Raw genomic sequence first — 23,749 nt, 5'->3', positions numbered from 1 at the left:
TTGTCTTATTTTTGTATTAAATCAATTAATTTCAATACACGCTTATCTGGTTTTTCAACTGTTGAAATCATTTGATCAAAATCAAATAAATATCCCTTCATACCTGCATTATGCCCTGCAGCAATATCCAACTCCCGATCACCAATCATTGCTGCTTTCTGGTAATCAACTGCATTTTTTTCTGCAAGATAATTAAGTGACGCTGGATTAGGTTTCCTTGGAAATTTTTGATCTGAAGTAACAAAATCTGAAAACAAATGAATAATATTTGTTTCCCTAAGCATATCAATTGCGCTTTGATCCCTATGGGTTAATAAAAAGTTTTGTCCACCATTATCAACCACCCATTTACAAACTTCTTTTGCACCAGGAAATAATTTTGCATTTTTTTGACTCTGTCTTTCTAAATCATCATAGCTTACCCTCAATTGTTCAACATCTAAATTCAAATTTGTTTCTTGATAAATTTGAATTGCTTGTCTAACAGATTTTTCTCGCATAATTTTATAAATTTCTGTTCTAGTCGCAATTACATTTTGTAAACGTAACGCTTCTTGAAATGCCTTAACCATCTCAGGATAAGTATCAAAAAGCGTCCCATCAAAGTCCCAAAAATAATTATTTATCATTTTATACCCTCCAAATATTCTTTACACCAAAAAGATGTATTAGAGTTGATTCTAATACATCCTTTATTTTTTCTCTGTATCAAAAATAATTGTTACTGGTCCATCATTTATAAGTTCAACATCCATATCTGCTCCAAATTGACCTGGTTTAACAATAGTTACTATTTCAGCCAATTTTTGATTAAATTCATCATAATGTTCCTCAGCTAAATTAGGTTCTTCAGAATCTGTAAAGCTTGGTCTATTCCCTTTTTTTGTTGACGCGTACAAAGTAAATTGTGAAACAGATAGAATTTCTCCATTTATTTCTTGAATACTTAAATTCATTTTTCCCATATCATCTTCAAATAATCTGGAATTAGAGATTTTTTTTACCATATAATCTATCTCAGTAGATGTATCACCCGTCTTAAATCCCACCAATAAAAGATATCCTACATTAATCTGATTTAATACCTGACCATTTACCGAAACACTAGCCTTTTTAACACGTTGAACAACAATTTTCACTTCTTTAGTACCTCCATTAGAAAATTAATGAATTTTCCTTTTAACAGCATAAACGTCTTCAACACTTTTCAAAGTTTCCATAATTCTTTCTAATTGAACAATATCTTTTACGCCAACTGAAACATCCATTGTCGCAATTTTATTATTATCAACACGGCCATTAACTGAGCTTAATTGCTTAGTTGTATTATTCAATGATTGTAAAATATCATTCAAAAGTCCAGAACGATTGTACCCTTGGATTTCCAAATCAGATTGATAATTAGATTTATCATCCATGGTTTTATCCCATTTAACACTAATAATTCTTTCCCCGGACTCTTCAGCTTTAATAACATTAGGACATTCAGTTCTATGAACTGAAACACCACGCCCCTTTGTAATATAACCAATAATGTCATCTCCTGGAATAGGATTACAGCAATGACTTAATCGAACAAGTAAGTTATCGACGCCATCAATTACAACACCACCATCATGGCTACTTTTACGATTTTTTTCAGATACGTCTGGTTTTTTCATTTCTTTATGTTCTTCAAGGATTGCCTTCTGCTCATTAACTTGTCGAACTTCTTCTTCTTTAGAGCGAATATCTTCCGTTAAAGCATTGGCGACACCTAACGTTGCTACCTCTCCAAATCCAATTGCAGCATACAAGTCATCTGATTCAGACAATTGTCTTTTATCCAAAAGCTGTTTCATATTTTCTTTTGTAATGACTTTTTTAGGATCAAATCCTAAATCAATTAATTGCATCGTCAATAAATCTTCACCTTTAGCTGCATTAGCAACACGATCTTGTAGTTTGAAGAAGTGTTTAATTTTATTTCTAGCTTTATTTGTATGCACCAAATTAACCCAATCACGGCTTGGTCCTATTGAACTTTTACTAGTTAAGATATCAACAATGTCTCCATTTTTGACTTGATAATCTAATGGCACAATCTTTCCGTTAACTTTTGCACCCGTTGTATGATGTCCAATTTCAGTATGAATACTGTAGGCCATATCAAGTGGTCCTGCACCTTTGGGTAATTCAAAAACATCACCTTTAGGTGTGAATACATAAACGCGGTCACCAAAGATATCGCCTTTAACACTTTCCATAAAAGCAGAAGCATCATCAGTCTCATCTTGTAATTCAATAATTTCTTTAAACCAATTTAATTTTGTACCCGCGTCATCTTGCTGAACTTTCTCTTTCACACCTTCTTTGTAAGCCCAATGTGCTGCTACACCAAATTCAGCTATTTCATGCATCTCTTTTGTTCTAATTTGAACTTCAAAAGGACGTCCCTCTGGTCCGACAACAGTCGTATGCAGAGACTGGTACAAGTTAGCCTTTGGAATCGCAATATAGTCTTTAAATCTTCCAGGCATTGGTTTCCATCTAGAATGTATTGCCCCAAGTACCGCATAACAATCTTTAATTGATCCAACAATTACTCTAACAGCTAGGAGGTCATAAATTTGAGAGAATTGTTTATGTTGGTCTTTCATCTTTTTATAGACAGAATACAAATGCTTTGGTCGCCCATAAATTTCGCTTGAAACTTTTAAATCACTAATGGAAACTTTTATTTCTTCAATAGCTCCAGAAATATAAGCCTCACGTTCTTCACGTTTAGAATTCATCAAATGAACAATTCGATAGTATTGTTGGGGGTTCAGATAACGTAATGAACTATCTTCTAATTCCCACTTAATCGTACTAATACCTAAACGGTCTGCCAATGGTGCATATATTTCTAACGTTTCATTTGCAATTCGTCGTTGCTTATCTGGACGTAAGTGTTTTAACGTCCGCATATTATGTAACCTATCTGCTAATTTCACAATAATAACACGTAAATCTTTAGACATCGCTAACAATAATTTACGATGATTTTCAGCTAATTGCTCTTGATGAGATTTATATTGAATTTGACCTAATTTTGTTACACCATCGACAATTACTTGCACATCTTTACCAAAAAGTTCGCCTACATCACCTAAAGTAACTGGTGTGTCTTCAACAACATCATGTAAAAATCCTGCACTAACAGTCTCCGGATCCATTTTTAATTCTGCAAGAATACCAGCAACTTGTATTGGGTGCATTATATATGGTTCGCCAGACTTACGATATTGATTCTTATGAACATAGGTAGCAAAATCACATGCTTTTTGTACAAATGCAACATGTTCTTCATTCATATAGCTTTCAACGATTTCCAAAACGTCTCTAGCACTCCACATTTCTTCTTTTGTCATATCTACACACCTCTTTTTATATAAAATAAAAATACGCGATTCCATAATGCAGTCCGCGTACTCATGTATTCATAAAGTATTTGTATTATTTTTTTGAAATTCCCCATGTTAATAATGATAAACAAAGATAAATAATTGCAAAAAAGATAGTGATACTTTGAAATAAATGGCACAACACACCTATTGCAAAAATAACTGGAAAGAAAAAGTTAAAAATCAAACTATGATCATTTCTACCAATAATAACACCAATAATGATAGAAAAAATGACATTTACTATAAATAAAGAAACACCAATTTTTATAACATCGTTTGCATTAACTAAGGTCAGTACCATCGGGACCACAATTCCGATGGCAATACTTACCGTTAAGTACCATGCAGCTGTTATGCTTAGAAAATTTTTCAAAAATATTTCCTCATTTCGTTTTCTCATGCCTTACTTAACTTAATTCACTAACAAATGAAAGGCTCGCTAATAAGTATAACGGAGCAGTCTCTGCACGTAAAATTCTAGGTCCTAAGCCTACCTTTTGATAACCAGCTGTAGCTAACTTATCAATTTCTGATTTTGAAATACCACCCTCTGAACCAAATACCGCAATCATATTTTGATTAGGTTCAATCAAATCAAATGATTTTTTTAGTTGGCTAACCTCACCTTGTTTAGCAGATTCTTCATATGCAACAATCTGAATATCATAAGATTGTTGAAATATCTCATCAATTTTTTTAGCGTATGAAATCGTTGGAATTTTAGTTCGATGTGCTTGTTCTGCAGCACCCTTAGCAATTTTTTTTAAACGTTCAATTTTTTTAGCCTGCTTTTTTTGATCCCATTTTGCAATAGAAAAATCACTATTAAAAAATATAAAATGGGCAGCCCCCATTTCTGTACCTTTTTGTACAATCCAGTCTGCCTTATCTTTTTTTGAAAGAGCCGACGCAATTGTTACTTCTACTGGCAACTCAACTAATGTTTCTACTGTCTTTTGATAATCAAAAGTAGCTGAACTTTCAGTAACCTGTTTCATCTTTGCAACAACAACCTCTGTTGATTGCTTAACGAGTTCAACTTGATCACCAACAGCCAAACGCATAACTTTAATTGCATGATGAAAATCCTCATCTGTTAAAATTAACTCATCAGATTTCAAAAAATATCTCTGCATCTTTACTACCTAACCTTCCAAATCCATTTTAACTGCAATAATTGAGAACCAGTCACCCATATTTAAAATCTGTTGTATTTCAAATCCACCAGTTACCAGTGACTCCTTGATTAAATCGACTTTATCTGCAATAATCCCAGATGTCACAAAATGGCCACCTGGATTTAAATTTCTTCTAGCTTGCGGAATTAACGGTACAATAATTTCGGACAAAATATTAGCCACAATTAAATCAACCTTATTATCAATACCATTTAGTAAATCATTAGCTGCTACATGTATCTGATTTGCAATTGGATTTAAGTTGAAATTTAATACGGCAGCATCTACTGCAATATCGTCCAAATCATACGCATCAATATGACCAACACCAAGATGTTTTGCAGCAATACTTAAAACACCTGAACCTGTTCCAACATCAATCATAGATTCATTTCCACGTATTACTTGCTCTAGTGCTACCAAAGCTAGCCGGGTTGTGGGATGTGTTCCTGTACCGAATGCTTTACCAGGGTCTAAACGTATCACTTTTTCATCAGGTTGGACCACCTGATATTTCTCCCAACTTGGTACTATTGTTAGGAATCGGGTAACTCTAACCGGATGGTAGTATTGTTGCCATTCCAATCCCCAACCTTGGTCATCCACTTCATTCAATTCAATCAGACCACGTCCCGGATTAAGTCCAAAATCAGCTAATTGATTAACCCTACTCTGTATAGTTGGCAATATTTCAGGAATAAAAATAGTTTCAGGGAAAAAGGCAGAAATCTTTGCTCCATCATTTTGGTGCTCAACTGATGTAAAATCGTTCCCGTCTAAATTATCCTGCATTAATTTTTCAAAATCTTTTGAATCATCAATTTGGACACCTTCAGCACCACTTTCAATTAAAATATTAGAAACCGCTTCTACAGCTTCACTACTTGTTGAGATACTTACTTCTGTCCATTTCAAATTGAAATCCTCCTAAAATTTTGGATAAATTAATCGCATACTTTTTTCTGTACTTTGTGCTTTTTGAATTTTTTCAAAATCGCTAGCTGACCAACTTAGTTCAAAGAATTCAGCATCATCATCATTCAAAAAATCTAACAAATCACTTTGACCATTGTCTAGTACAATTTGTAAATAGTTAATAAATGCTGCTGCCTCTGAGCGTTCCCAACCCGATTTCCCTTGAAAGGGTAATGTTGTTAAATACTCTTTTTCAACTTCCTTTGAGTCAAAACGTTCTTCATCATAGAGTAATATAGCATCCCCAAATGAAATAATGGGTAATTCTGAGTTAACACCTTCAATATCAAGAATTGCTTGTTGTGACTTATTCTCAGCATAAAATGTGAGATCTACTGTAAATGTATGATCCTTTTTCTGCCAATCTAATACAATATCACCATCAAAATCAATTTTTGGTAATTCCTTCTTTAAATAATCAAACAATGTTTCTTGTGCCATACTATCACCTCATATTTTAAATAAATTTAAATTACATCAAATTTTGTTTAGTTCTCAAAGTTTATTATAAAGCATTGCATTCATTCATGCATTAATTAAAGAGGAAAACGATAACAATTTATCGCTTTTTTTGGTAAACTAAGGTTATTAAAATATTGGGGAGGTTTTATTTATGGGAAGAAAGAAAATGATTTTGGATTTAGACACTGGTATTGACGATGCATTGGCTATTGCCTATGCTCTCGCTAGTACCGAAATTGATTTAATTGGTATTGTAGGTTCTTACGGTAACCTGCAAATGCTAGCTGGTGTTCAAAACAGTTTGAACTTACTTAATTTATTAGGTGAATCAAATATTCCAGTTTATCTCGGTGAGAAACATTCAATCACGACTCAATCTTTTGATACTTTAGAAATAAGCCAAGAAATACATGGTATGAACGGTTTAGGTGACATAAAAATCCCTAAATCAAGCCAACCATACGCCTCAGAATCTGGAATCGATTTTATTATCGATTCTGCACATGAATTTCAATCAGATTTAATTATTGTGCCTACTGGTCCATTAACGAACTTATCATTAGCCATAAAAAAAGATCCTAAAATTGAAACATTAATTGGTAAAGTCGTTTTAATGGGTGGTGCTTTAACAATCCCTGGAAATGTAACTGCCGTTGCTGAAGCAAATATTAATCAAGATCCAGAAGCCGCAAATGAAGTATTCCAAAGTAAATTGCCTATTACAATGGTAGGTCTAGACGTAACACTTAAAACACTTTTAACAAAAAAAGAAACAGAGCTATGGCGTGAAATTGACAGTCCATCAAGTCGAGCTTTCGCCGATATTGTTGATTACTATATTAACGCCTATGCAAACCTAAAAACAAATTTAGACGGCTGTGCTTTGCATGACCCCTTAGCTGTTGCCGTTGCTATAGATGCATCTTTAGTCACTACTTTACCTATCAATATGAAAGTTGACACAGAAGCGCCTTTTTCTGGACGTACAATCGGTGACGAGACACGCCTAAATTCAAATCAAGCAACAACGGTTGTCGCTGTTGCCGTTGAAACCGAAAGATTCTTATCGACTTTTATGACACGTTTATCAACTTTATTTTCAAAAAATTAAATTTAACGGAGTTTACTTATGCAATATCTCGGTCCATTCATTCTTTCCATTTGGTTTATTATGACCACTATTATTTATATTTCTACATTTACGAAAAAAAAACGTCGAAAATTTTCATATAAGTCACTTTTTTTTGGCTCGTTAGCCTGGGAAAAAAATAGTCGTAACTGGCTATTGATACTGGGACTTTTTTCGCTTATTAGTTTAAATCCTATTACAGATACATTTATCTTTTTGATGATACTTGGTGGTTACATTGCTGTTACCTCATGTTTAAACTTATTCTTACATCATGGTAATCGCCGTCAAACTATTCTAATCATTATTCTTTCCTTCTTTTTAATTTTAGCAGCATTCTATCCTTTATTATCAAATTTTAAATAAGTAAAGATAGTTGCTTTAAATTAACTCAAAGACGATAATGTAAGCGTTAACTGTAATTTTAATAAACTTTATTATTCATACTACTATTTATTCAAGGGAGATCACTATGCCACATATAATCGGTGTTGATATTGGAACAACAAGCACGAAAGCAGTTTTATACGATCTTAAAGGTACCGTAATTGAATACGCTAATATTGGTTACTCACTTTATCAAGAAGAAAATGGGATGGCTGAACAAGATCCTGATGAAATTTATGCTGCTGTAACAAAAGCAATCACTGAGGTCAATAAAAAAGCGAACTTACGCCCCACTGATTTAAAAGGCGTTTCATTTTCAGCTGCCATGCACAGTTTAATTCTACTTGATAAAAATCATAAACCGTTAACTAGATCGATTACTTGGGCTGATAACAGAGCTAGCAAGTGGAGTGATGATTTAAATGAATCAGGTGTTGGTCATGAAATTTATCTCAAAACTGGAACACCTATTCATCCTATGTCACCATTATCAAAACTAATTTGGTTAAAGAATGATAAACCAGATTTATTTAATCAGGCAGCCTATTTTGTTGGTATTAAAGATTATATTTTATATCAATTATTTGATCGACTTGTTATTGATCATTCTTTAGCGTCAGCTACAGGCTTATTCAATATTTTTAATTTAGATTGGGATAAGCAAGCATTATCTGTAACTGGTGTCACACCTGAACAGTTACCAGAACTAGTTGAAACAACGTACCAACTATCCGGACTAAATACTGAATTTTCTAAAATAACTGGTATCCAACGTGATGTTCCTTTTATTGTTGGTGCAAGTGATGGTGTTCTATCAAACCTTGGTGTTAATGCTATCGAACCGGGTGTTGCGGCTGTCACAATTGGTACGAGTGGTGCCGTTAGAATGGTTATCGATCACCCTGTTACAGATCCTAAAGGTAGACTATTCTGTTATGCGCTCGCCAAAAATAAATGGGTCATTGGTGGGCCAGTTAACAATGGCGGTATCGTCTTCCGCTGGTTGCGCGATGAGATATTTACACCCGAAAAAATTACTGCTGAACAAATGAAAATTGATCCCTATGAAGTCATCACTCAAATTGCAGAAAAGGTTCCTGCCGGTTCCGATGGACTCCTCTTCCACCCCTATCTTGGTGGCGAACGGGCACCACTCTGGGATGCTAATGCTAGAGGTTCATTCTTTGGTTTAACACGTCAACATACACGTGCGCATATGGCTCGAGCTGTACTTGAAGGGATCGTTTTCAATTTAGACATGGTCATGTTAGCACTAACTGAAATTGCTGGGAAACCCACTAGAATCCAAGCAACAGGTGGTTTTGCCCAATCATCTTTATGGCGACAATTATTAGCCGATATTTTTGAACAAGAAGTTACAATTCCTGAAAGTTTTGAAAGTTCTTGTCTTGGCGCAGCTGTCTTAGGAATGCAAAGTTTACATTTAATTGCTGATCTATCTGCTGTTGAAAATATGATTGGTTCCATGCATGTCCACCAACCACAAAAAGAAAACTTTGAAGTATATCGTGAGCTATTACCTATATTTGTTCGAGTAAGTAGGTCATTAAGCGCTGAATATAAAAATATTGCTGATTTCCAGCGGAAACATTATCATCAAATCTAGTTTCATTGGGGGAAAGTTACTATGCCACTTTTAATTGTTTTTATTGGGATTCTCTTTTTACTTTTATTAATCATTAAATTTAAATTAAATACATTTGTTTCATTAATTATCACATCATTTGTTGTTGCCATTGGATTAGGGATGCCTTTAGATAAAATCACGACTTCTATCGAAAATGGTATTGGTAGTCAATTAGGTCATTTATCCTTAGTCTTCGGTTTTGGTGCTATGCTAGGTAAACTGGTTGCTGATTCAGGTGGTGCTTATCGGATTGCGACTACTTTAATTAACCGATTTGGTCGAAAATGGATTCAATTAGCAGTCGTACTTGCATCATTCATTATTGGTATTGCATTATTTTTCGAAGTTGGTATTGTTTTATTGATCCCAATCGTTTTTGCGATTGCTACGGAATTAGGAATTTCAGTTTTATATCTTGGGATTCCCATGGCAGCTGCACTTTCAGTTACTCATGGCTTTTTACCACCTCACCCCGCCCCAACTGCAATTGCATCAGCACTAAATGCTAATGTAGGGATGGTTCTTATTTACGGATTACTATTAGCTATTCCGGTAACATTGATTGCCGGTCCACTTTTCGCTATGATTGCAAAAAAATATATTCCTTCGGCATTTAAGCAAAAAGGAAATTTAAGCGCATTAGGAACACAAAAAGAATTTAAACTTGAAGATACACCTAGTTTTGCAATGAGTACTTTGACATCTTTATTTCCCGTTGTAATTATGGCTATTTCAACAGTTTACGACATGATTATTAATAAAGGGATAACACCAAAGAACCCTAACTCTATAGATTCCTTTTTCATGTTCGTTGGGTCTCCTGGCGTTGCCATGCTGCTCTCCCTTCTGTTCGCTATCTATTCAATGGGTATTGCCCGAAAGATCCCAGTCAAAGATATTATGGCTTCTCTTGAAGTTGCCATTAAACAAATTGCAATGCTACTCTTAATCATTGGTGGTGGAGGTGCATTTAAGCAAGTTCTTGTTGATGGTGGTGTCGCAGATGTTATCTCAAGAATGTTTGAATCCTCATCGTTATCACCATTATTGTTAGGCTGGTTAATTGCTGCACTTCTTAGAATTTCTCTTGGTTCTGCAACAGTTGCTGCATTAACAGCTGCCGGTCTAGTCAGTGGTTTAATAGCTGGGTCAGGCGTTGATCCTGCATTAATGGTTATCGCCATTGGTTCAGGTAGTTTAATTGCATCTCACGTAAACGATGCTGGTTTCTGGATGATTAAAGAATATTTTGATCTAACCGTTAAAGAAACACTCGCAACGTGGACCGTTCTTGAAACAGTCGTCTCTGTTTCAGGGCTCGGTGGTGTTATGCTTATTAACTTATTCGTATAAATTAATAAAAGGCTAAGTTATTTTAGATAACTTAGCCTTTTATTATGTTGTTAAATTTAGACATGTGTTAAAATAGACACCATTCTAAATTGAAATTATTGGAGGCAATATTATGGATTCACTATCTGCTATCTTATTATTACTTGGTGGCGTGGTTATCGCAAATGTGATTGCTGTTAAGTTTCCAAAAGTTCCACAAGCTTTTTATCAAATTGGTATAGGATTAGCGCTTTCTTTATTACCAAATTTCCAACATTTCGAACTTAACCCAGAATTATTTTTTATGATAATCGTTGCACCTATTATTTTCAATGAAGCCCAAAATACATCTAGAAGAGCATTAGCTAGAAATATTTTAACGACGCTTTCATTAGCCATCATTTTAGTTGGTGCAACAATAATTGTCACTGGGTTTTTAGTTCACTCAGTCTTACCTGATTTATCACTTGCCTTAGCATTTGCGTTAGCAGCGATTGTCACACCCACAGATACAGTAGCAGTATCTTCAGTGACAAAAAATTTACCGATTCCTGAGTCAATGATGAATATATTGGAAAATGAATCCTTGTTTAATGATGCATCTGGTATTGTTGGTCTTAGTTTAGCATTAACTGCTTTCTCTTCAGGTACTTTTTCTATGAACGAAGGTCTAAGTGCTTTTAGCACATCATTTTTTGGTGGACTCTTAATTGGTGCATTTTTAGGATTAGTATTCGTTAAAATAAGGTTAACGTTACTAAATTGGCACATCGAAGATACAGCAATTATGATTCCAATTGAAATAATAACTCCTTTTTTAATTTATTTTATATCTGAAGAATTAGGTTGTTCAGGTATTTTAGCAGTCGTTGCTGCCGGTTTAATTCATGGTGTTCAAAAAGATCGTTTACGGTTATCTTCAACTAAATTACAATTTATATCAAGTAGTATTTGGAAAGTACTTACAGATGCTTTAAATGGGTTTGTTTTTGTAGTTCTAGGTTTAACATTGCCTACTGTTACCTCGGATTTATTAAAAAGCTCAGGATTTAATTCACTAATTTTACTTGTTATTAGTATTGGTATTTACTTTATTATGACACTAATGCGTTTTCTATGGTCCCACTTCCTATTAAAAAATTTATCAACAAAAGACGATTTTACATTTGCCCTAAGTGGAATTCACGGAACAATTACACTATCCATGGCATACTCATTACCATTAGTAACTGTTTCAGGAATTGAATTCCCTATGAGAAATGAAATCATTTTTATAGCTGCATTAGTTATATTAATTAGCATGTTAGTTCCTACTTTCCTACTACCGCACTTAATTACCAAAAAGAATGAGATTACTATTTTAGAAAATATTGGTGAAATTCGTTCTAAGATGGTTATTTACACTGTTGAACAACTTAATGTCACAAATATTCCTAGTCCAGAAAGACAAACAGTAATTGAAACGCTATATAACCAACAAAATTTTTTAAAACGGCCTAAAAAGAGTGATTTTTATGACCTATTAGAAAAAACACAAGAAATTGAAGAAAATATTTTGCATGAATTATTATCGAGTGGTCAGGTTTCTGAAAAAACTGGTTCTTGGTACGAAAAGTATCTTGCTACAACTTATCAATCAACCCGTGGATTTTCACTTAAACATCTCATAATACACTTGAAATTCTATTCACTTCATTTATTTAAACATTTTGCTATTAAGAAAGGCGAAAAAGCGCTATCTCAGGTTACTGAAAATCAAAAAAATACTTTCAAAAAATATTATAATAATACAAAAGATGACTTTATTTTAATGGAGGAATCTAGTTATCAGGCAGCAATTACTTATTTAACCTCTATTACCACTGTTGACAATTCAATGGCCGTTACTCTGGTTAGACAATTTTTATCAGTTAGACACAGAAGAATGTTTTCAAATGAGACTGAACTTATCTTACAAAATAATATTTTTATAAATGCCTTTCAATTAGAATATAATTTTGTTCAACTTCAATTAGAACAAAAATTAATCACCCCTGCAACGGCAAATCTGTTAAGAGAACAAATTTCATACGATGAGATGGTTTACATGCAAAATAATGAAGCATACTTATCATAAAAAAAACGACAACCAGACTTTTCCGGTTGTCGTTTTTACTTATTTTTTCTTAGATTCTTCATCTTCATCAATTTTCAAGACTGCCATAAATGCTTCTTGTGGAATCTCAACATTACCAACTTGTTTCATTCGTTTCTTACCAGCTTTTTGTTTTTCCAAAAGTTTCATACGGCGTGTTCGATCTCCACCATACAATTTAGCTGTAACATCCTTACGGTATGCTTTAATATTTGTTCTTGCAATAATTTTTTGTCCAGCAGCAGCTTGAACTGGAATTTCAAACATTTGGCGCGGAATTAATGATCTTAATTTATTGACGATACCTTTTCCACGTTCAAAAGAAAAATCACGATGAACAATAAAACTCAATGCATCAACTGCTTCACCATTCAACAAGATATCAACTTTAATTAAATCACTTGGACGGTAACCCTCTTCTTCATAATCCAGGGATGCATATCCACGTGTATTAGATTTTAATTTATCAAAGAAATCAAAGATAATTTCTGATAAAGGCATATGATAAATAATATTTACACGGAATTCATCTAAGTAATCCATCGTCTCAAAAACACCACGTTTTTTTTGACAAAGTTCCATGACTGCTCCAACATATTCATTAGGTACCATAATACTTGCTTTCACATAAGGTTCGTTAATTTGCTTAATTGATGATGGTTCTGGCATTTCAGAAGGGTTAGAAACAATTATTTTCTCACCATCAGTTAAATCAACATGATAAATTACAGATGGTGCCGTTGTAATCAAATCTAACCCAGATTCACGTTCTAACCGCTCTTGGACAACATCCATGTGTAATAACCCTAAAAATCCACAACGGAACCCAAATCCTAGTGCTTGTGACGTTTCTGGTTCAAATTGTAAAGCAGCATCATTTAATTGTAATCTTTCAAGTGCCTCACGTAATTCATTATATTTTGAATTATCTACGGGATATAACCCACAATAAACCATAGGATTAATTGCACGGTAACCATCTAGTGCTTCAGTTGCTGGATTGTCAGCTGAAGTTACTGTATCACCAACTCGTGTATCTCGAATATCTTTAATTGCCGCTGTAACATACCCAACATCTCCGGCCATTAAAAAATCACGATTAACTGCTTTGGGTGACATAACCCCAACTTCAGTCACTTCATATTTTTTCTTACTATTCATTAATTCAATTGTGTCGCCAGGTTTTACAACACCGTCAACCACCCGAATACTCAAAACAACGCCACGGTAACTATCATAGATTGAATCAAAAATTAAAGCTTTCAATGGTTTTTTTAAATCACCATTTGGTGCAGGAATTTTCGTTACAATCTGTTCCAGCATCTCTTCAATACCAATACCATTTTTAGCACTTGCCAGAACGGCATCAGAGGCATCTAATCCGATAACATCTTCAATTTCTTTTTTTACCATTTCAACATTAGCAGATGGTAAGTCAATTTTATTAATAACTGGTAAAATCTCCAAATCATCATCAATCGCTAAATAAACGTTTGCGAGTGTCTGTGCCTCAACACCTTGAGCAGCGTCTACAACAAGTACAGCACCTTCACAAGCCGCCAAACTCCTTGAAACTTCATAAGTGAAATCAACATGTCCTGGTGTATCAATTAAATGAAAGATATATGTTTCACCATCTTTAGCAAGATAATGTAATTCAACCGCATTTAATTTAATTGTAATTCCACGTTCTCGTTCAAGATCCATCGAATCGAGTAATTGATTTTGCATCTCACGTTTAGTAACTGTATCAGTCATCTCGAGGATACGATCCGCAAGTGTGGATTTTCCATGATCAATATGTGCTACAATCGAAAAGTTTCGAATATGTTTTTGTCTATCTTGCATTTCTTCAAAATCCATTAATAGCGTCCTACTTTCTTGTTTCTATCTCTTCTGATTATAACAATCAACGCTACTAAACACAATTACAGTTCGCATACAAAAAAATAGAATCATCTTAGAAGACGATTCTATTTTTAACTTTATTTCTTATTTTTAAATTGATCTTTTAACTTATCAAATAAATTACCTTCGCCAACAACGTTTTTACCGCTAGCTGTAGCAAATTCTTTCAAAGCATCTTTTTGTTCTTTTTTAAGATTACGAGGTGTTTCAATATTAACCGTCACTTCTTGATCACCATTACCCTTACCATGTAATTTAGGCGCACCCTTATCACGTAATCTGAAAGTCGTTCCAGTCTGTGTTCCAGCGGGAATCTTCATTTTTACATCTCCATGAACGGTTGGAACCGTTACTTCGTCGCCCAATGCAGCTTGGACAAAGCTAATTGGAACATCAATGTAAATATCAGGACCTTCACGGTCAAATGTGCCACTAGCCTGAACTCTAAAGATAATGTATAAATCTCCATAAGGTCCACTATTTTCACCAGATTCACCTTGTCCTTGAAGACGCATCTGTTGACCATCTTCAACACCAGCAGGAACAGTTACTTTAACTTCATGTCTTTCATCAATATGGCCTGATCCATGACATGTATCACATTTTTCTTTAATCTCTTTACCTGTACCATGACAAATATCACATTCTTGTTCAGTCATCATGTTTCCAAGTGGCGTACGACGCTCAACTTGGATAGTACCTCGACCACCACATTTATGACATGTAATTGGAGAAGTTCCAGGTTTTGCTCCAGAACCAGAACAAGTAGCACATAGACTTTTACGATTGTATTTAATTGTTGATTCTTTACCAAAAACACCTTCATTAAATGTCAATGTCATCTCGTATTGCAAATCACGACCTGCTCGTGGAGCGGTTGGATCTTGGGAAGCACCACCACCGCCGAAAAATGAACTGAAAATATCTTCAAATCCACCGCCGCCAAATCCACCTTGTTGTCCTTGACCACCAAATCCTCGGTAAGCACCACCTTGAGACCCAGCTGAACCATATTGATCGTATTCAGCTTTCTTTTGTGGATCACCAACTGTTTCATATGCTTCAGTGATTTCTTTAAATTTATCTTCGGCACCAGCATCCTTATTAATATCCGGATGATATTGTTTAGATAACTTACGATACGCTTTTTTTATTTCTTCAGGTGACGAATCTTTAGTCACACCAAGTACATTATATGGATCTTTGTTCTCTGCCATTCCGTACCTCCGAATAACCTTTTTGGTTTTTATTGCTCTAAATAGGATAACATGTCTAACATGAAATAAAAAGCCAAAGTCCCAAAGGCCTTTGACTTTCTATCACACTCAAAATTTAGTAAAGATTACTTCTTATCTTCAGGGTTAACTTCTTCGAAGTCACCATCGACAGTTTCATCTTTAGGGTCTTTAGCCGTGCCTTCAGCACCAGCTTCACCTTGAGCTTCTTGTGCTTGTTGATACAATTTAACAGTTAAGTCTTGAACAATTTTATTCAATTCATCTTTCTTAACTTTCATATCTTCAACATTGTTATCTTCTTGAGCTTTCTTCAAAGCATCACGAGCATCTTCAGCAGATTTAATTTCTTCTTCAGTTACTTTACCTTTTAATTCTTCCAAAGTTTTATCAACTGAGAATAATAATTGATCAACTTCATTCTTCAAATCAACTTCTTCTTTACGTGCCTTATCTGCTTCTTCGTTTTCTTTAGCTTCATTAACCATGCGTTCGATTTCGTCTTCTGCAAGACCACCTGAACTCTTGATTGTAATTTTTTGTTCTTTGTTTGTGCCTAAATCTTTAGCAGAAACGTTAACAATACCATTTTTATCAATATCAAATTTAACTTCAATTTGAGGGATTCCACGAGGTGCAGCAGGAATATCATTTAATTGGAAACGGCCTAATGTTTTATTATCAGTAGCCATTGGACGTTCACCTTGTAAGACATGGATATCAACGGCAGGTTGGTTATCTGCAGCTGTTGAGAACGTTTGTGACTTGCTTGTTGGGATCGTTGTATTACGATCAATTAACTTAGTAAAGACGCTACCCATTGTTTCAATACCCAATGAAAGTGGTGTTACATCAAGTAAAACAACATCCTTAACATCACCAGTAATGACACCACCTTGAATTGCAGCACCAAGTGCAACAGCTTCATCAGGGTTAACTGATTGGTTAGGTTTGTGATCTGTTTCTTTTTCAACTAATGCTTGAACAGCAGGAATACGTGTTGAACCACCAACCAAGATAACTTGATCAATATCAGCATTTGTTAATCCAGCATCTTTTAAAGCATTTTGAACTGGAATACGTGTACGTTCAACTAAGTCTTGTGTAAGATTATCAAATTTTGCACGTGATAATGTTGCTTCTAAATGTAAAGGTCCAGCAGCACCGGCTGTAATAAATGGTAAGCTAATTTGTGCACTAGTAACACCAGATACATCTTTTTTAGCTTTTTCAGCAGCATCTTTAAGACGTTGCATTGCCATTTTATCTTTTGATAAGTCAATACCATTTTCTTTTTTGAAGGTCTCAACTAACCAGTCCATGATTTTTTGATCAAAATCATCTCCACCAAGTTTAGTATCACCGTTTGTTGATAGTACTTCAAAGACACCATCACCTAATTCAAGGATAGAAACATCAAATGTACCACCACCTAAATCGAATACAAGGATTTTTTCATCTTTTTCAGTATTTTCAAGACCATATGCTAAAGCAGCAGCAGTAGGTTCGTTAACAATACGTTCAACTTCTAAACCGGCAATTTTACCAGCATCTTTTGTAGCTTGACGTTGTGAATCGTTAAAGTAAGCAGGAACTGTAATAACAGCTTGTGTTACTGATTCGCCTAAGTAAGCTTCAGAATATTCTTTGATGTATTGTAAAATCATAGCAGAAACTTCTTGTGGTGTGTATGATTTTCCTTGAATATCTACTTTGTAGCCTTCTTCTCCCATGTGACGTTTAATTGATGCAACAGTATCAGGGTTTGTGATTGCTTGGCGTTTAGCAACTTCACCAACTTGAGTTTCGCCATCTTTAAATGAAACAACAGATGGTGTTGTACGATTTCCTTCTGGGTTTGTAATAATTTTTGCTTCTTTACCTTCTAACACAGCAACAGCTGAGTTAGTTGTTCCTAAATCAATTCCTATAATTTTTGCCATAATTTATCTACCTCTTCTTATATTATTATTGAGCGACAACGACCATTGCTGGACGTAACACTCTATCTTTTAATTTATATCCTTTTTGAAGGACTTGAACAATTGTATCTGCTTTTTGATCATCAGAAGCTGGAACTGTTTGAACTGCTTGGTGAACATTTGGATCAAAAGTAACGTCATCAGTTGCAATTTCTATAACGTCATTATTAGTTAATGCTTTTTGTGCATCTTTATAAACTAATTCAATACCTTTTTTAAGTTGTTCGCCACTCTCAGTGTCAACCTCAATTGCCAATGCTCGTTCCAAATTATCGATAACTGGTAGAACATCTTTAGCTAATGATTGCCCGCTATACTTTAAGAGTTGTTCTTGTTCTTTCTTAAAGCGTGTATTCATATTTGCCATTTCGGCTTCTGCTCGTAAATATTTATCTTCCATTGTGTCTAAACTAGCTTGTAACTCAACTAATTTATCTGCATCAGAAGGCTTTTTACTAAATTTTTCTTTTACTTTATCAGTAACAGAACTTTTTTTCTCATTTTGATTAGTTGCTTCACTAGACTGATGTTGCTCTTGTGTAACATCTTCTTCAACTAAATCTTCTTTGGCATCTTTAACCACACACAACACCCCTTTTCTTATTTATCAAATTGTTGATAATAATCTAACAATTTTTTAGCAAGCTCATCACTAAATGCATCTAATAAACCAATCATTTTTGAATATGGCATATTTGTAGGACCCAATAATGCGATAACCCCTTGACCATGGTCACTAACATCATAACTAGCTGATATAAGACTATAGTTATCAAGTAATTGGTTCGTTAATTCCTCACCAATTTTAATTTGAATAGGTTTACCTTGAATTCCAATTAATTCACCAATATTCTTGTTATTTGATGTGTCTACTAAATCATATAATGATTTTAATTCATCCACGTTACTATCGGTAGCAAAATCTAATATATTAGATTTACCGCCAACAAAAACTTGTTCACGTGCTGCCTGCTTTAAAATATTACCAAAAATATCTAAAATACCAGCTGGCCTACGCATATAATTAACCAACATAACTGGGATACTTGTTCTTAACTTCTTAGAAATTTCAGCTAATGACAACCCAATTAATTGGTCATTCAACAACCTTGTTACGGCTTCTAAATCTGATCCGTTAATCGATTTAGGAATACTGAATGTCTGATTCTCAACAACGCCACTACTCATCACAAGAATAGCCATAATTCGATGATTTCCTAATGGTACTAATCGAAAACCTTCGAGACGACTTTCCATTGTTTCAGGTCGTAAAGAAATCGCTGTATAATTTGTTAAGTCCGAAAGAATCTTAGTTGATTCTGCAAATATTTCATCAATCTTTTGAAAATGAACACCAAGAGAATTTTGAATATTCGCTAATTCCGCTGCTGGAACAACGCCGGGTTTAACAATGTGATCAACATAATATCGATAACCTAAAAATGAAGGAATTCTACCAGAAGAAGAATGTGTTTTTTTAATTAACCCATTATTTTCCAATGTCACCATTTCATTTCTGATAGTTGCTGAACTTACATGCATTGGTAAAAAATCAACGACCGATTTAGAACCAACAGGTTGACCAACCTCTGTATATACTCTGACAATTGCTTCTAACACTAACATTTGTCTTTCTGTTAGCATGATCAATCACCTCTTTTTAGCACTTAACACAATGGAGTGCTAAGACAACTATTAATATACTAAATGTTGAGATTATTGTCAAGGAATGCACTCACTTTTTTAAAGAAAATGGCTGACTAAATATATCCTATTTAGTCAGCCATTAAACCAATACTTATATGTGTTGGTCAAAATAAGTATTAGTATTTTTTTTATCTTTATTTAATTGCGTAATTAATCCAGGAATACCTTCAAATTTAACTTCACTTCTCAAATATGCTAACCATTGAACCGTAACAATTTGGCCATAAATCATCTCGTTGAAATCAAATAAATTTATTTCGACCGTTAATTCACGATTTTTTCCAAACGTTACGTTGTAGCCAATAGATGCCATCCCACGATACCAGACATCACCAACCTGAACGCTAGTCACATATATTCCGGGTCCCGGAATTCGAATGTGTTCATTGAATTCTAAATTTAATGTTGGAAAGCCAAGTTCTCTACCTCTAGCTTCACCGTGAACAACTTTACCAAGTGTTTCATATTTATAGCCCAATAACTTATTAACATCGCTAATATGTCCGTTATCAATTTCCATTCTAATTCGAGATGAACTTATCTTTTGATGATTCGTCGCTAATTCAGGCACAGTAATAATTTCAAATTTTTGATTAGCATATAAAGGTAGTGTATCCATATTTGCGATATCTTTTTTACCATACGTATAATCAAATCCTGCAACTACTACCTTTACATGCAATGCAACCATATATTTATCGACAAAATCTTGTGGTTCCATTTTTGCTAAACTATTATTTAGCGTTAAAATATAAAAAATATCAACGCCTAATTGCTTCATTAATAATATTTTTTTTTCCATAGACGTTAAATATTTTACACTTTGTTCGGGTGCTTTTTGAAATTGTACTGACGGATGCTTATCAAATGTCATTACTGCAAGTTTAATATTTTTTTCGTTAGCTTTTTGCTTAGCTTCTTGTATTACTTTTTGATGTCCTAAATGAACACCGTCAAAAAAACCCATAGCAAGTGAAATAGAATCATTACTAATTTCGTTAGGGTTATACGGTTCAGTTAAATAAATAACTTTCATGTTCCAATATCTTCCTTTATCCTAAATCAAACATTGTCTCAGACTGATAACGATTTTTTTCACTATTCAATCTGTATAAACATCTAATTTTATTTTCATAAACTAGAGAAACTGTTGGCTCATTATTAAACGAATCAACTGCTAAAAATCCACCATTTTGGACAATAAGCCACTGTTCAGTTGTTAATTCATACCTTTTAAATGATGTTAGCGCTGTATCAATTGGATATAACAACGATTCTAACGTCCCATTGACTTTAGCCTCATTTAATTGGTCCAGGGTAAACGCCTTATCAATTCTAAAACCGCCGCTTTCCAGTCTAGTCAGGTCGGACATAACTGCAGGTACACCTAATTTTTTACCGAGATCAACAGCTAGCGTCCTAACATAGGTCCCTTTTCCACATGCAACTTCAAAATAAATTTTTTGTCTTTTATTTTCTAAATCATATTCTGTAGCTTTCGTTTGAATAAATGAAGTCACCGTTATTTGTCTTTCTGGACGTTCCACTGTTTCACCTTTACGAGCGTAATCATATAAGCGACGTCCGTTTACTTTAACAGCTGAGAACATTGGTGGAATTTGAATCATTGTACCTGTCATCTGGTTCATAACATCATCAATTTCTTCCGATGTGAAAGGATCTATAATCTCTTTTTCTTCGATTATTTCGCCATCTAAATCTTCAGTTTCTGTAGAGAAACCAAGTGTTATTTCACCCGCATATACTTTGCCAGAATTCATCAAATAGTTTACTGTTTTTGTCGCTTTACCAATACAAATCGGTAGAACACCATCAACATTTGGATCAAGAGTACCTGAATGACCAACTTTTTTGGTTTGAAAAATGCCACGACACTTAAAAACACAATCATGACTGGTCATACCACGTTCTTTGAATAGTGGAATAATTCCGTCCATTGTCTTACCTCCGTTAATATACTTTTAACAGTATATCATAATCAGTAAAACAAGGGATATCGATTCTAATTTTTATAAATATTGAAATTTCTATTTAAGAGATAACTATCTATCATCATTCCTAAATACCTATTTACCAACAGTTTTAGCTACGTTATTATTCACAAAACTTCCCATAAACATCATAATTTTTTATTCTTTCCATAACGTTATCCATTTCTTTTTGTAGTGCAGGCCGATTTTTATATTTCTTTTTCAAACCCTCACAAAGAGATATTGCTACTTCCTCATCTCCAAAGTTATTATACCGTAAAATATAATCGCCAATATTTTGATAGTCTTTTCTATTTTTAGCTTTAACTATTAAATCTTTAACTATGCTTTCAAACATCATGTTAGCTTCTTTGGGATATAGTGGGTAAATATATTTTCCATAATTCATAAATAAATTCAGATTTTTTTTAATTAATTGTAGCAAAATGGTAGCTTCGTTTTCATCTGCTAATATCTGTGCAAGTTGCCAATTATCAAGTGTTTTAGAAATGTTTTTCAGAATATCAGGGTATTCAGCTTTCCAAAATCCATTATCAACTAAAAGCTTTTTTAATTTTTTATAATCGGAATCATTGCCTTTATATAATGCCTGTTTTAAATACTCAATTCTTTTTTGAACTTGATTTGTCTCCTCATAGATAGTATCTAGTCGAGTATACCAAGGTTGTAAATATTGAATATTTTTATCATTATCTGTAATTAATTTTTTTAGTACTAATTTTTCTGCAACTTCATAGTCTTTTCTTGAAACAGCTAACTCAACTTTAAACATTCTAACATCATCAATATCTAAATTATTATTAATAATTTCTTCTGCTTCTTTAATTTTATTTACTTGGAAGAACAATTTAATTTTAAATAATAAATATTTACTTTTCCTATCTTGTTGTGTATATTCATCAAATCTTGTACTAATTTTATCGGCAATTTTCAATACTTTATCCGTATTTTTTGTATTTAGCAAAGGAAGAATGAGACTGAGTAAATCAAAATCACTCACCGCCCATTCATTCCAAAAATTTTTTTTAGCATATCGAATAACATTCGTAACAATTAATTTTTTCTTTTCATCTGCCCCATCTTTAACAGACAGTTTTTCTACATAAATCCGTATTTTAGAAAGTATACTCTCTTGCTCAATCATAAACCCTAATTCTGTATACTCACTGACCTTTACTAATTGTTCTAATAAATCTAATAATATTAACATAGGTGCTTTTAAATAATTTTGACTAAATCTCACGTCACAAATAGAGAGCAGATTATCGACTACTTCACTAATATTGTCGTATCCTCTCCACGAAACATACCCTTGTTTCCTATTTTCATAAATAATTTCTCGAATTCGTTCCTTTGCATCTTCTATTTCTTCTTCTTCATCCAAAAATCCCAAATCAGCTAATATATCATTCTTTATTTCGTATTTATTCTCAGTATATTTTGTTAGTAATCGAATTAATACTTCTTTTGACTGTGAAGTTAATAATTCTTTATATTGCTCTGAATTCAAATTAGTACCTCTTTCTAATATATATTTTGAAAATTAAATTAATTTTTTAAAGGAAATTACCACACTATCTAATGATTGTTGAATAGTGGTATAAGAAAAATTCATAATTCTTCAAATGAATTAGTATTCAACTACACCATATAATCAAAGATATGAGATACCAATACTTACAACTAATTTTACTTGATTACTATTAAAAATAAAAGATATGATTATATTATAAGATAATATCTCCATTGATGAGGAGAAAAAAAGGCCTAATCACTAAGGATTAGGACCTTCATAAAGTTATCCATCAACAACAGTTTAAATAGAGCAACAAACGGTATCAGGATTTTTATTTTAATATTCAGAATCTATCTTTTTAAGTAATTGATCAATTTTATCACCATATTGAACTGACTCATCTCTTACAAAAACCAATTCTGGTGTTTTATAAATTGATAATCTTGATCCAAGTTCACCACGAATTAATCCAGAAGCTTTTTCCAAACCACGTTGTGTTTTTTGTGCATCTGATGCCATATTTGACAATATACTATAGTAAATTGTCGCCTGTTGTAAATCACCAGTTACATTAACTCCCGTAATTGTGACACCTTCAACTCGAGGATCTCTCACTCGTTTTAAAAGAATATCATTAACTTCTTTTTGAATTTCTTGTGATAAACGACCTACACGGTAATGTTGTGTCATTTTATATCCTCCTATAGTTGTTATGA

The 23,749-nt window shown here is 33.6% G+C and carries 21 protein-coding genes; 5 read left to right on the top strand and 16 right to left on the bottom strand.

Annotated features, from left to right (window positions below; translation table 11 throughout):
- Positions 1-5 precede the first annotated feature (5 nt).
- The 7 genes from AC1RPV_RS02100 to AC1RPV_RS02070 form a co-directional block, all read right to left on the bottom strand.
- Complete coding sequence (locus tag AC1RPV_RS02100) at positions 6-629, bottom strand: HAD-IA family hydrolase (protein WP_481761363.1); 624 nt, start codon at positions 627-629, stop codon at positions 6-8.
- A gap of 63 nt (positions 630-692) precedes the next feature.
- Positions 693-1,139, bottom strand: coding sequence for a D-aminoacyl-tRNA deacylase (gene dtd / locus AC1RPV_RS02095; protein WP_481761364.1), 447 nt, complete (start codon positions 1,137-1,139; stop codon positions 693-695).
- Between the two features lie 24 nt (positions 1,140-1,163).
- Complete coding sequence (locus AC1RPV_RS02090; protein WP_409022473.1) at positions 1,164-3,392, bottom strand: RelA/SpoT family protein; 2,229 nt, start codon at positions 3,390-3,392, stop codon at positions 1,164-1,166.
- Positions 3,393-3,477: 85 nt separating this feature from the next.
- Positions 3,478-3,801: a hypothetical protein gene (locus AC1RPV_RS02085; protein ID WP_481762180.1), complete on the bottom strand. Its 324-nt coding sequence runs from the start codon at positions 3,799-3,801 to the stop codon at positions 3,478-3,480.
- 34 nt (positions 3,802-3,835) lie between these two features.
- On the bottom strand, positions 3,836-4,564 hold the full coding sequence (locus tag AC1RPV_RS02080) for a 16S rRNA (uracil(1498)-N(3))-methyltransferase (protein ID WP_481761366.1): 729 nt from the start codon (positions 4,562-4,564) through the stop codon (positions 3,836-3,838).
- A gap of 9 nt (positions 4,565-4,573) precedes the next feature.
- Complete coding sequence (gene prmA, locus AC1RPV_RS02075) at positions 4,574-5,521, bottom strand: 50S ribosomal protein L11 methyltransferase (RefSeq protein ID WP_481761367.1); 948 nt, start codon at positions 5,519-5,521, stop codon at positions 4,574-4,576.
- 12 nt (positions 5,522-5,533) lie between these two features.
- The gene (locus AC1RPV_RS02070; protein WP_481761368.1) at positions 5,534-6,022 is read right to left on the bottom strand and encodes a DUF3013 family protein; all 489 of its coding nucleotides are present in this window, start codon (positions 6,020-6,022) and stop codon (positions 5,534-5,536) included.
- Positions 6,023-6,194: 172 nt separating this feature from the next.
- Between AC1RPV_RS02070 and AC1RPV_RS02065 the strand changes: the two genes are divergently transcribed.
- The 5 genes from AC1RPV_RS02065 (at position 6,195) to AC1RPV_RS02045 (ending at position 12,655) form a co-directional block, all read left to right on the top strand.
- Positions 6,195-7,154: a nucleoside hydrolase gene (locus tag AC1RPV_RS02065; RefSeq protein ID WP_481761369.1), complete on the top strand. Its 960-nt coding sequence runs from the start codon at positions 6,195-6,197 to the stop codon at positions 7,152-7,154.
- A gap of 60 nt (positions 7,155-7,214) precedes the next feature.
- A complete protein-coding gene (locus AC1RPV_RS02060) occupies positions 7,215-7,538 on the top strand; it encodes a hypothetical protein (protein ID WP_481761370.1) in 324 nt (107 codons plus the stop codon).
- Between the two features lie 106 nt (positions 7,539-7,644).
- Positions 7,645-9,186: a gluconokinase gene (gntK, locus tag AC1RPV_RS02055; RefSeq protein WP_481761371.1), complete on the top strand. Its 1,542-nt coding sequence runs from the start codon at positions 7,645-7,647 to the stop codon at positions 9,184-9,186.
- Between the two features lie 21 nt (positions 9,187-9,207).
- Complete coding sequence (locus tag AC1RPV_RS02050) at positions 9,208-10,560, top strand: gluconate:H+ symporter (protein WP_481761372.1); 1,353 nt, start codon at positions 9,208-9,210, stop codon at positions 10,558-10,560.
- Positions 10,561-10,672: 112 nt separating this feature from the next.
- Positions 10,673-12,655 (top strand): cation:proton antiporter, encoded by a 1,983-nt coding sequence (locus AC1RPV_RS02045; protein WP_481761373.1) that lies wholly within the window; start codon positions 10,673-10,675, stop codon positions 12,653-12,655.
- Between the two features lie 39 nt (positions 12,656-12,694).
- Here AC1RPV_RS02045 and lepA read toward each other — a convergent pair whose 3' ends face one another.
- From lepA to rbfA, 9 genes are all read right to left on the bottom strand, one after another.
- On the bottom strand, positions 12,695-14,536 hold the full coding sequence (gene lepA / locus AC1RPV_RS02040; RefSeq protein ID WP_481761374.1) for a translation elongation factor 4: 1,842 nt from the start codon (positions 14,534-14,536) through the stop codon (positions 12,695-12,697).
- A 122-nt stretch (positions 14,537-14,658) separates the two neighbouring features.
- Complete coding sequence (dnaJ, locus tag AC1RPV_RS02035; RefSeq protein WP_481761375.1) at positions 14,659-15,798, bottom strand: molecular chaperone DnaJ; 1,140 nt, start codon at positions 15,796-15,798, stop codon at positions 14,659-14,661.
- A 125-nt stretch (positions 15,799-15,923) separates the two neighbouring features.
- Complete coding sequence (gene dnaK / locus AC1RPV_RS02030; RefSeq protein ID WP_481761376.1) at positions 15,924-17,759, bottom strand: molecular chaperone DnaK; 1,836 nt, start codon at positions 17,757-17,759, stop codon at positions 15,924-15,926.
- Between the two features lie 25 nt (positions 17,760-17,784).
- A complete protein-coding gene (gene grpE / locus AC1RPV_RS02025) occupies positions 17,785-18,381 on the bottom strand; it encodes a nucleotide exchange factor GrpE (RefSeq protein ID WP_481761377.1) in 597 nt (198 codons plus the stop codon).
- Between the two features lie 17 nt (positions 18,382-18,398).
- Positions 18,399-19,442, bottom strand: coding sequence for a heat-inducible transcriptional repressor HrcA (hrcA, locus tag AC1RPV_RS02020; RefSeq protein WP_409022460.1), 1,044 nt, complete (start codon positions 19,440-19,442; stop codon positions 18,399-18,401).
- Between the two features lie 154 nt (positions 19,443-19,596).
- Entirely contained in the window at positions 19,597-20,541 is a 945-nt protein-coding gene (gene ribF, locus AC1RPV_RS02015; RefSeq protein WP_481761378.1) for a riboflavin biosynthesis protein RibF, read from the bottom strand.
- A gap of 16 nt (positions 20,542-20,557) precedes the next feature.
- The gene (gene truB / locus AC1RPV_RS02010) at positions 20,558-21,463 is read right to left on the bottom strand and encodes a tRNA pseudouridine(55) synthase TruB (protein ID WP_481761379.1); all 906 of its coding nucleotides are present in this window, start codon (positions 21,461-21,463) and stop codon (positions 20,558-20,560) included.
- A 157-nt stretch (positions 21,464-21,620) separates the two neighbouring features.
- Positions 21,621-23,027: a tetratricopeptide repeat protein gene (locus AC1RPV_RS02005; protein ID WP_481761380.1), complete on the bottom strand. Its 1,407-nt coding sequence runs from the start codon at positions 23,025-23,027 to the stop codon at positions 21,621-21,623.
- A gap of 342 nt (positions 23,028-23,369) precedes the next feature.
- Positions 23,370-23,723 (bottom strand): 30S ribosome-binding factor RbfA, encoded by a 354-nt coding sequence (gene rbfA / locus AC1RPV_RS02000; protein ID WP_409022457.1) that lies wholly within the window; start codon positions 23,721-23,723, stop codon positions 23,370-23,372.
- Between the last annotated feature and the right edge of the window lie 26 nt (positions 23,724-23,749).

The sequence above is a fragment of the Dellaglioa sp. CoH-55-MRSF-9 genome (assembly GCF_056782155.1).
Note: the sequence above shows the minus strand (reverse complement) of the source record. Positions and strands in the feature narration are given on the sequence as shown.

Bases quoted from the DNA above. Each gene is read 5' to 3' on its own strand.
- AC1RPV_RS02100 (WP_481761363.1), bottom strand. From the start codon at position 629: ATGATAAATAATTATTTTTGGGACTTTGATGGGACGCTTTTTGATACT.
- AC1RPV_RS02090 (WP_409022473.1), bottom strand. From the start codon at position 3,392: ATGACAAAAGAAGAAATGTGGAGTGCTAGAGACGTTTTGGAAATCGTT.
- AC1RPV_RS02080 (WP_481761366.1), bottom strand. From the start codon at position 4,564: ATGCAGAGATATTTTTTGAAATCTGATGAGTTAATTTTAACAGATGAG.
- AC1RPV_RS02070 (WP_481761368.1), bottom strand. From the start codon at position 6,022: ATGGCACAAGAAACATTGTTTGATTATTTAAAGAAGGAATTACCAAAA.
- AC1RPV_RS02065 (WP_481761369.1), top strand. From the start codon at position 6,195: ATGGGAAGAAAGAAAATGATTTTGGATTTAGACACTGGTATTGACGAT.
- AC1RPV_RS02060 (WP_481761370.1), top strand. From the start codon at position 7,215: ATGACCACTATTATTTATATTTCTACATTTACGAAAAAAAAACGTCGA.
- gntK (WP_481761371.1), top strand. From the start codon at position 7,645: ATGCCACATATAATCGGTGTTGATATTGGAACAACAAGCACGAAAGCA.
- AC1RPV_RS02050 (WP_481761372.1), top strand. From the start codon at position 9,208: ATGCCACTTTTAATTGTTTTTATTGGGATTCTCTTTTTACTTTTATTA.
- AC1RPV_RS02045 (WP_481761373.1), top strand. From the start codon at position 10,673: ATGGATTCACTATCTGCTATCTTATTATTACTTGGTGGCGTGGTTATC.
- lepA (WP_481761374.1), bottom strand. From the start codon at position 14,536: ATGGATTTTGAAGAAATGCAAGATAGACAAAAACATATTCGAAACTTT.
- dnaJ (WP_481761375.1), bottom strand. From the start codon at position 15,798: ATGGCAGAGAACAAAGATCCATATAATGTACTTGGTGTGACTAAAGAT.
- dnaK (WP_481761376.1), bottom strand. From the start codon at position 17,759: ATGGCAAAAATTATAGGAATTGATTTAGGAACAACTAACTCAGCTGTT.
- hrcA (WP_409022460.1), bottom strand. From the start codon at position 19,442: ATGCTAACAGAAAGACAAATGTTAGTGTTAGAAGCAATTGTCAGAGTA.
- ribF (WP_481761378.1), bottom strand. From the start codon at position 20,541: ATGAAAGTTATTTATTTAACTGAACCGTATAACCCTAACGAAATTAGT.
- truB (WP_481761379.1), bottom strand. From the start codon at position 21,463: ATGGACGGAATTATTCCACTATTCAAAGAACGTGGTATGACCAGTCAT.
- rbfA (WP_409022457.1), bottom strand. From the start codon at position 23,723: ATGACACAACATTACCGTGTAGGTCGTTTATCACAAGAAATTCAAAAA.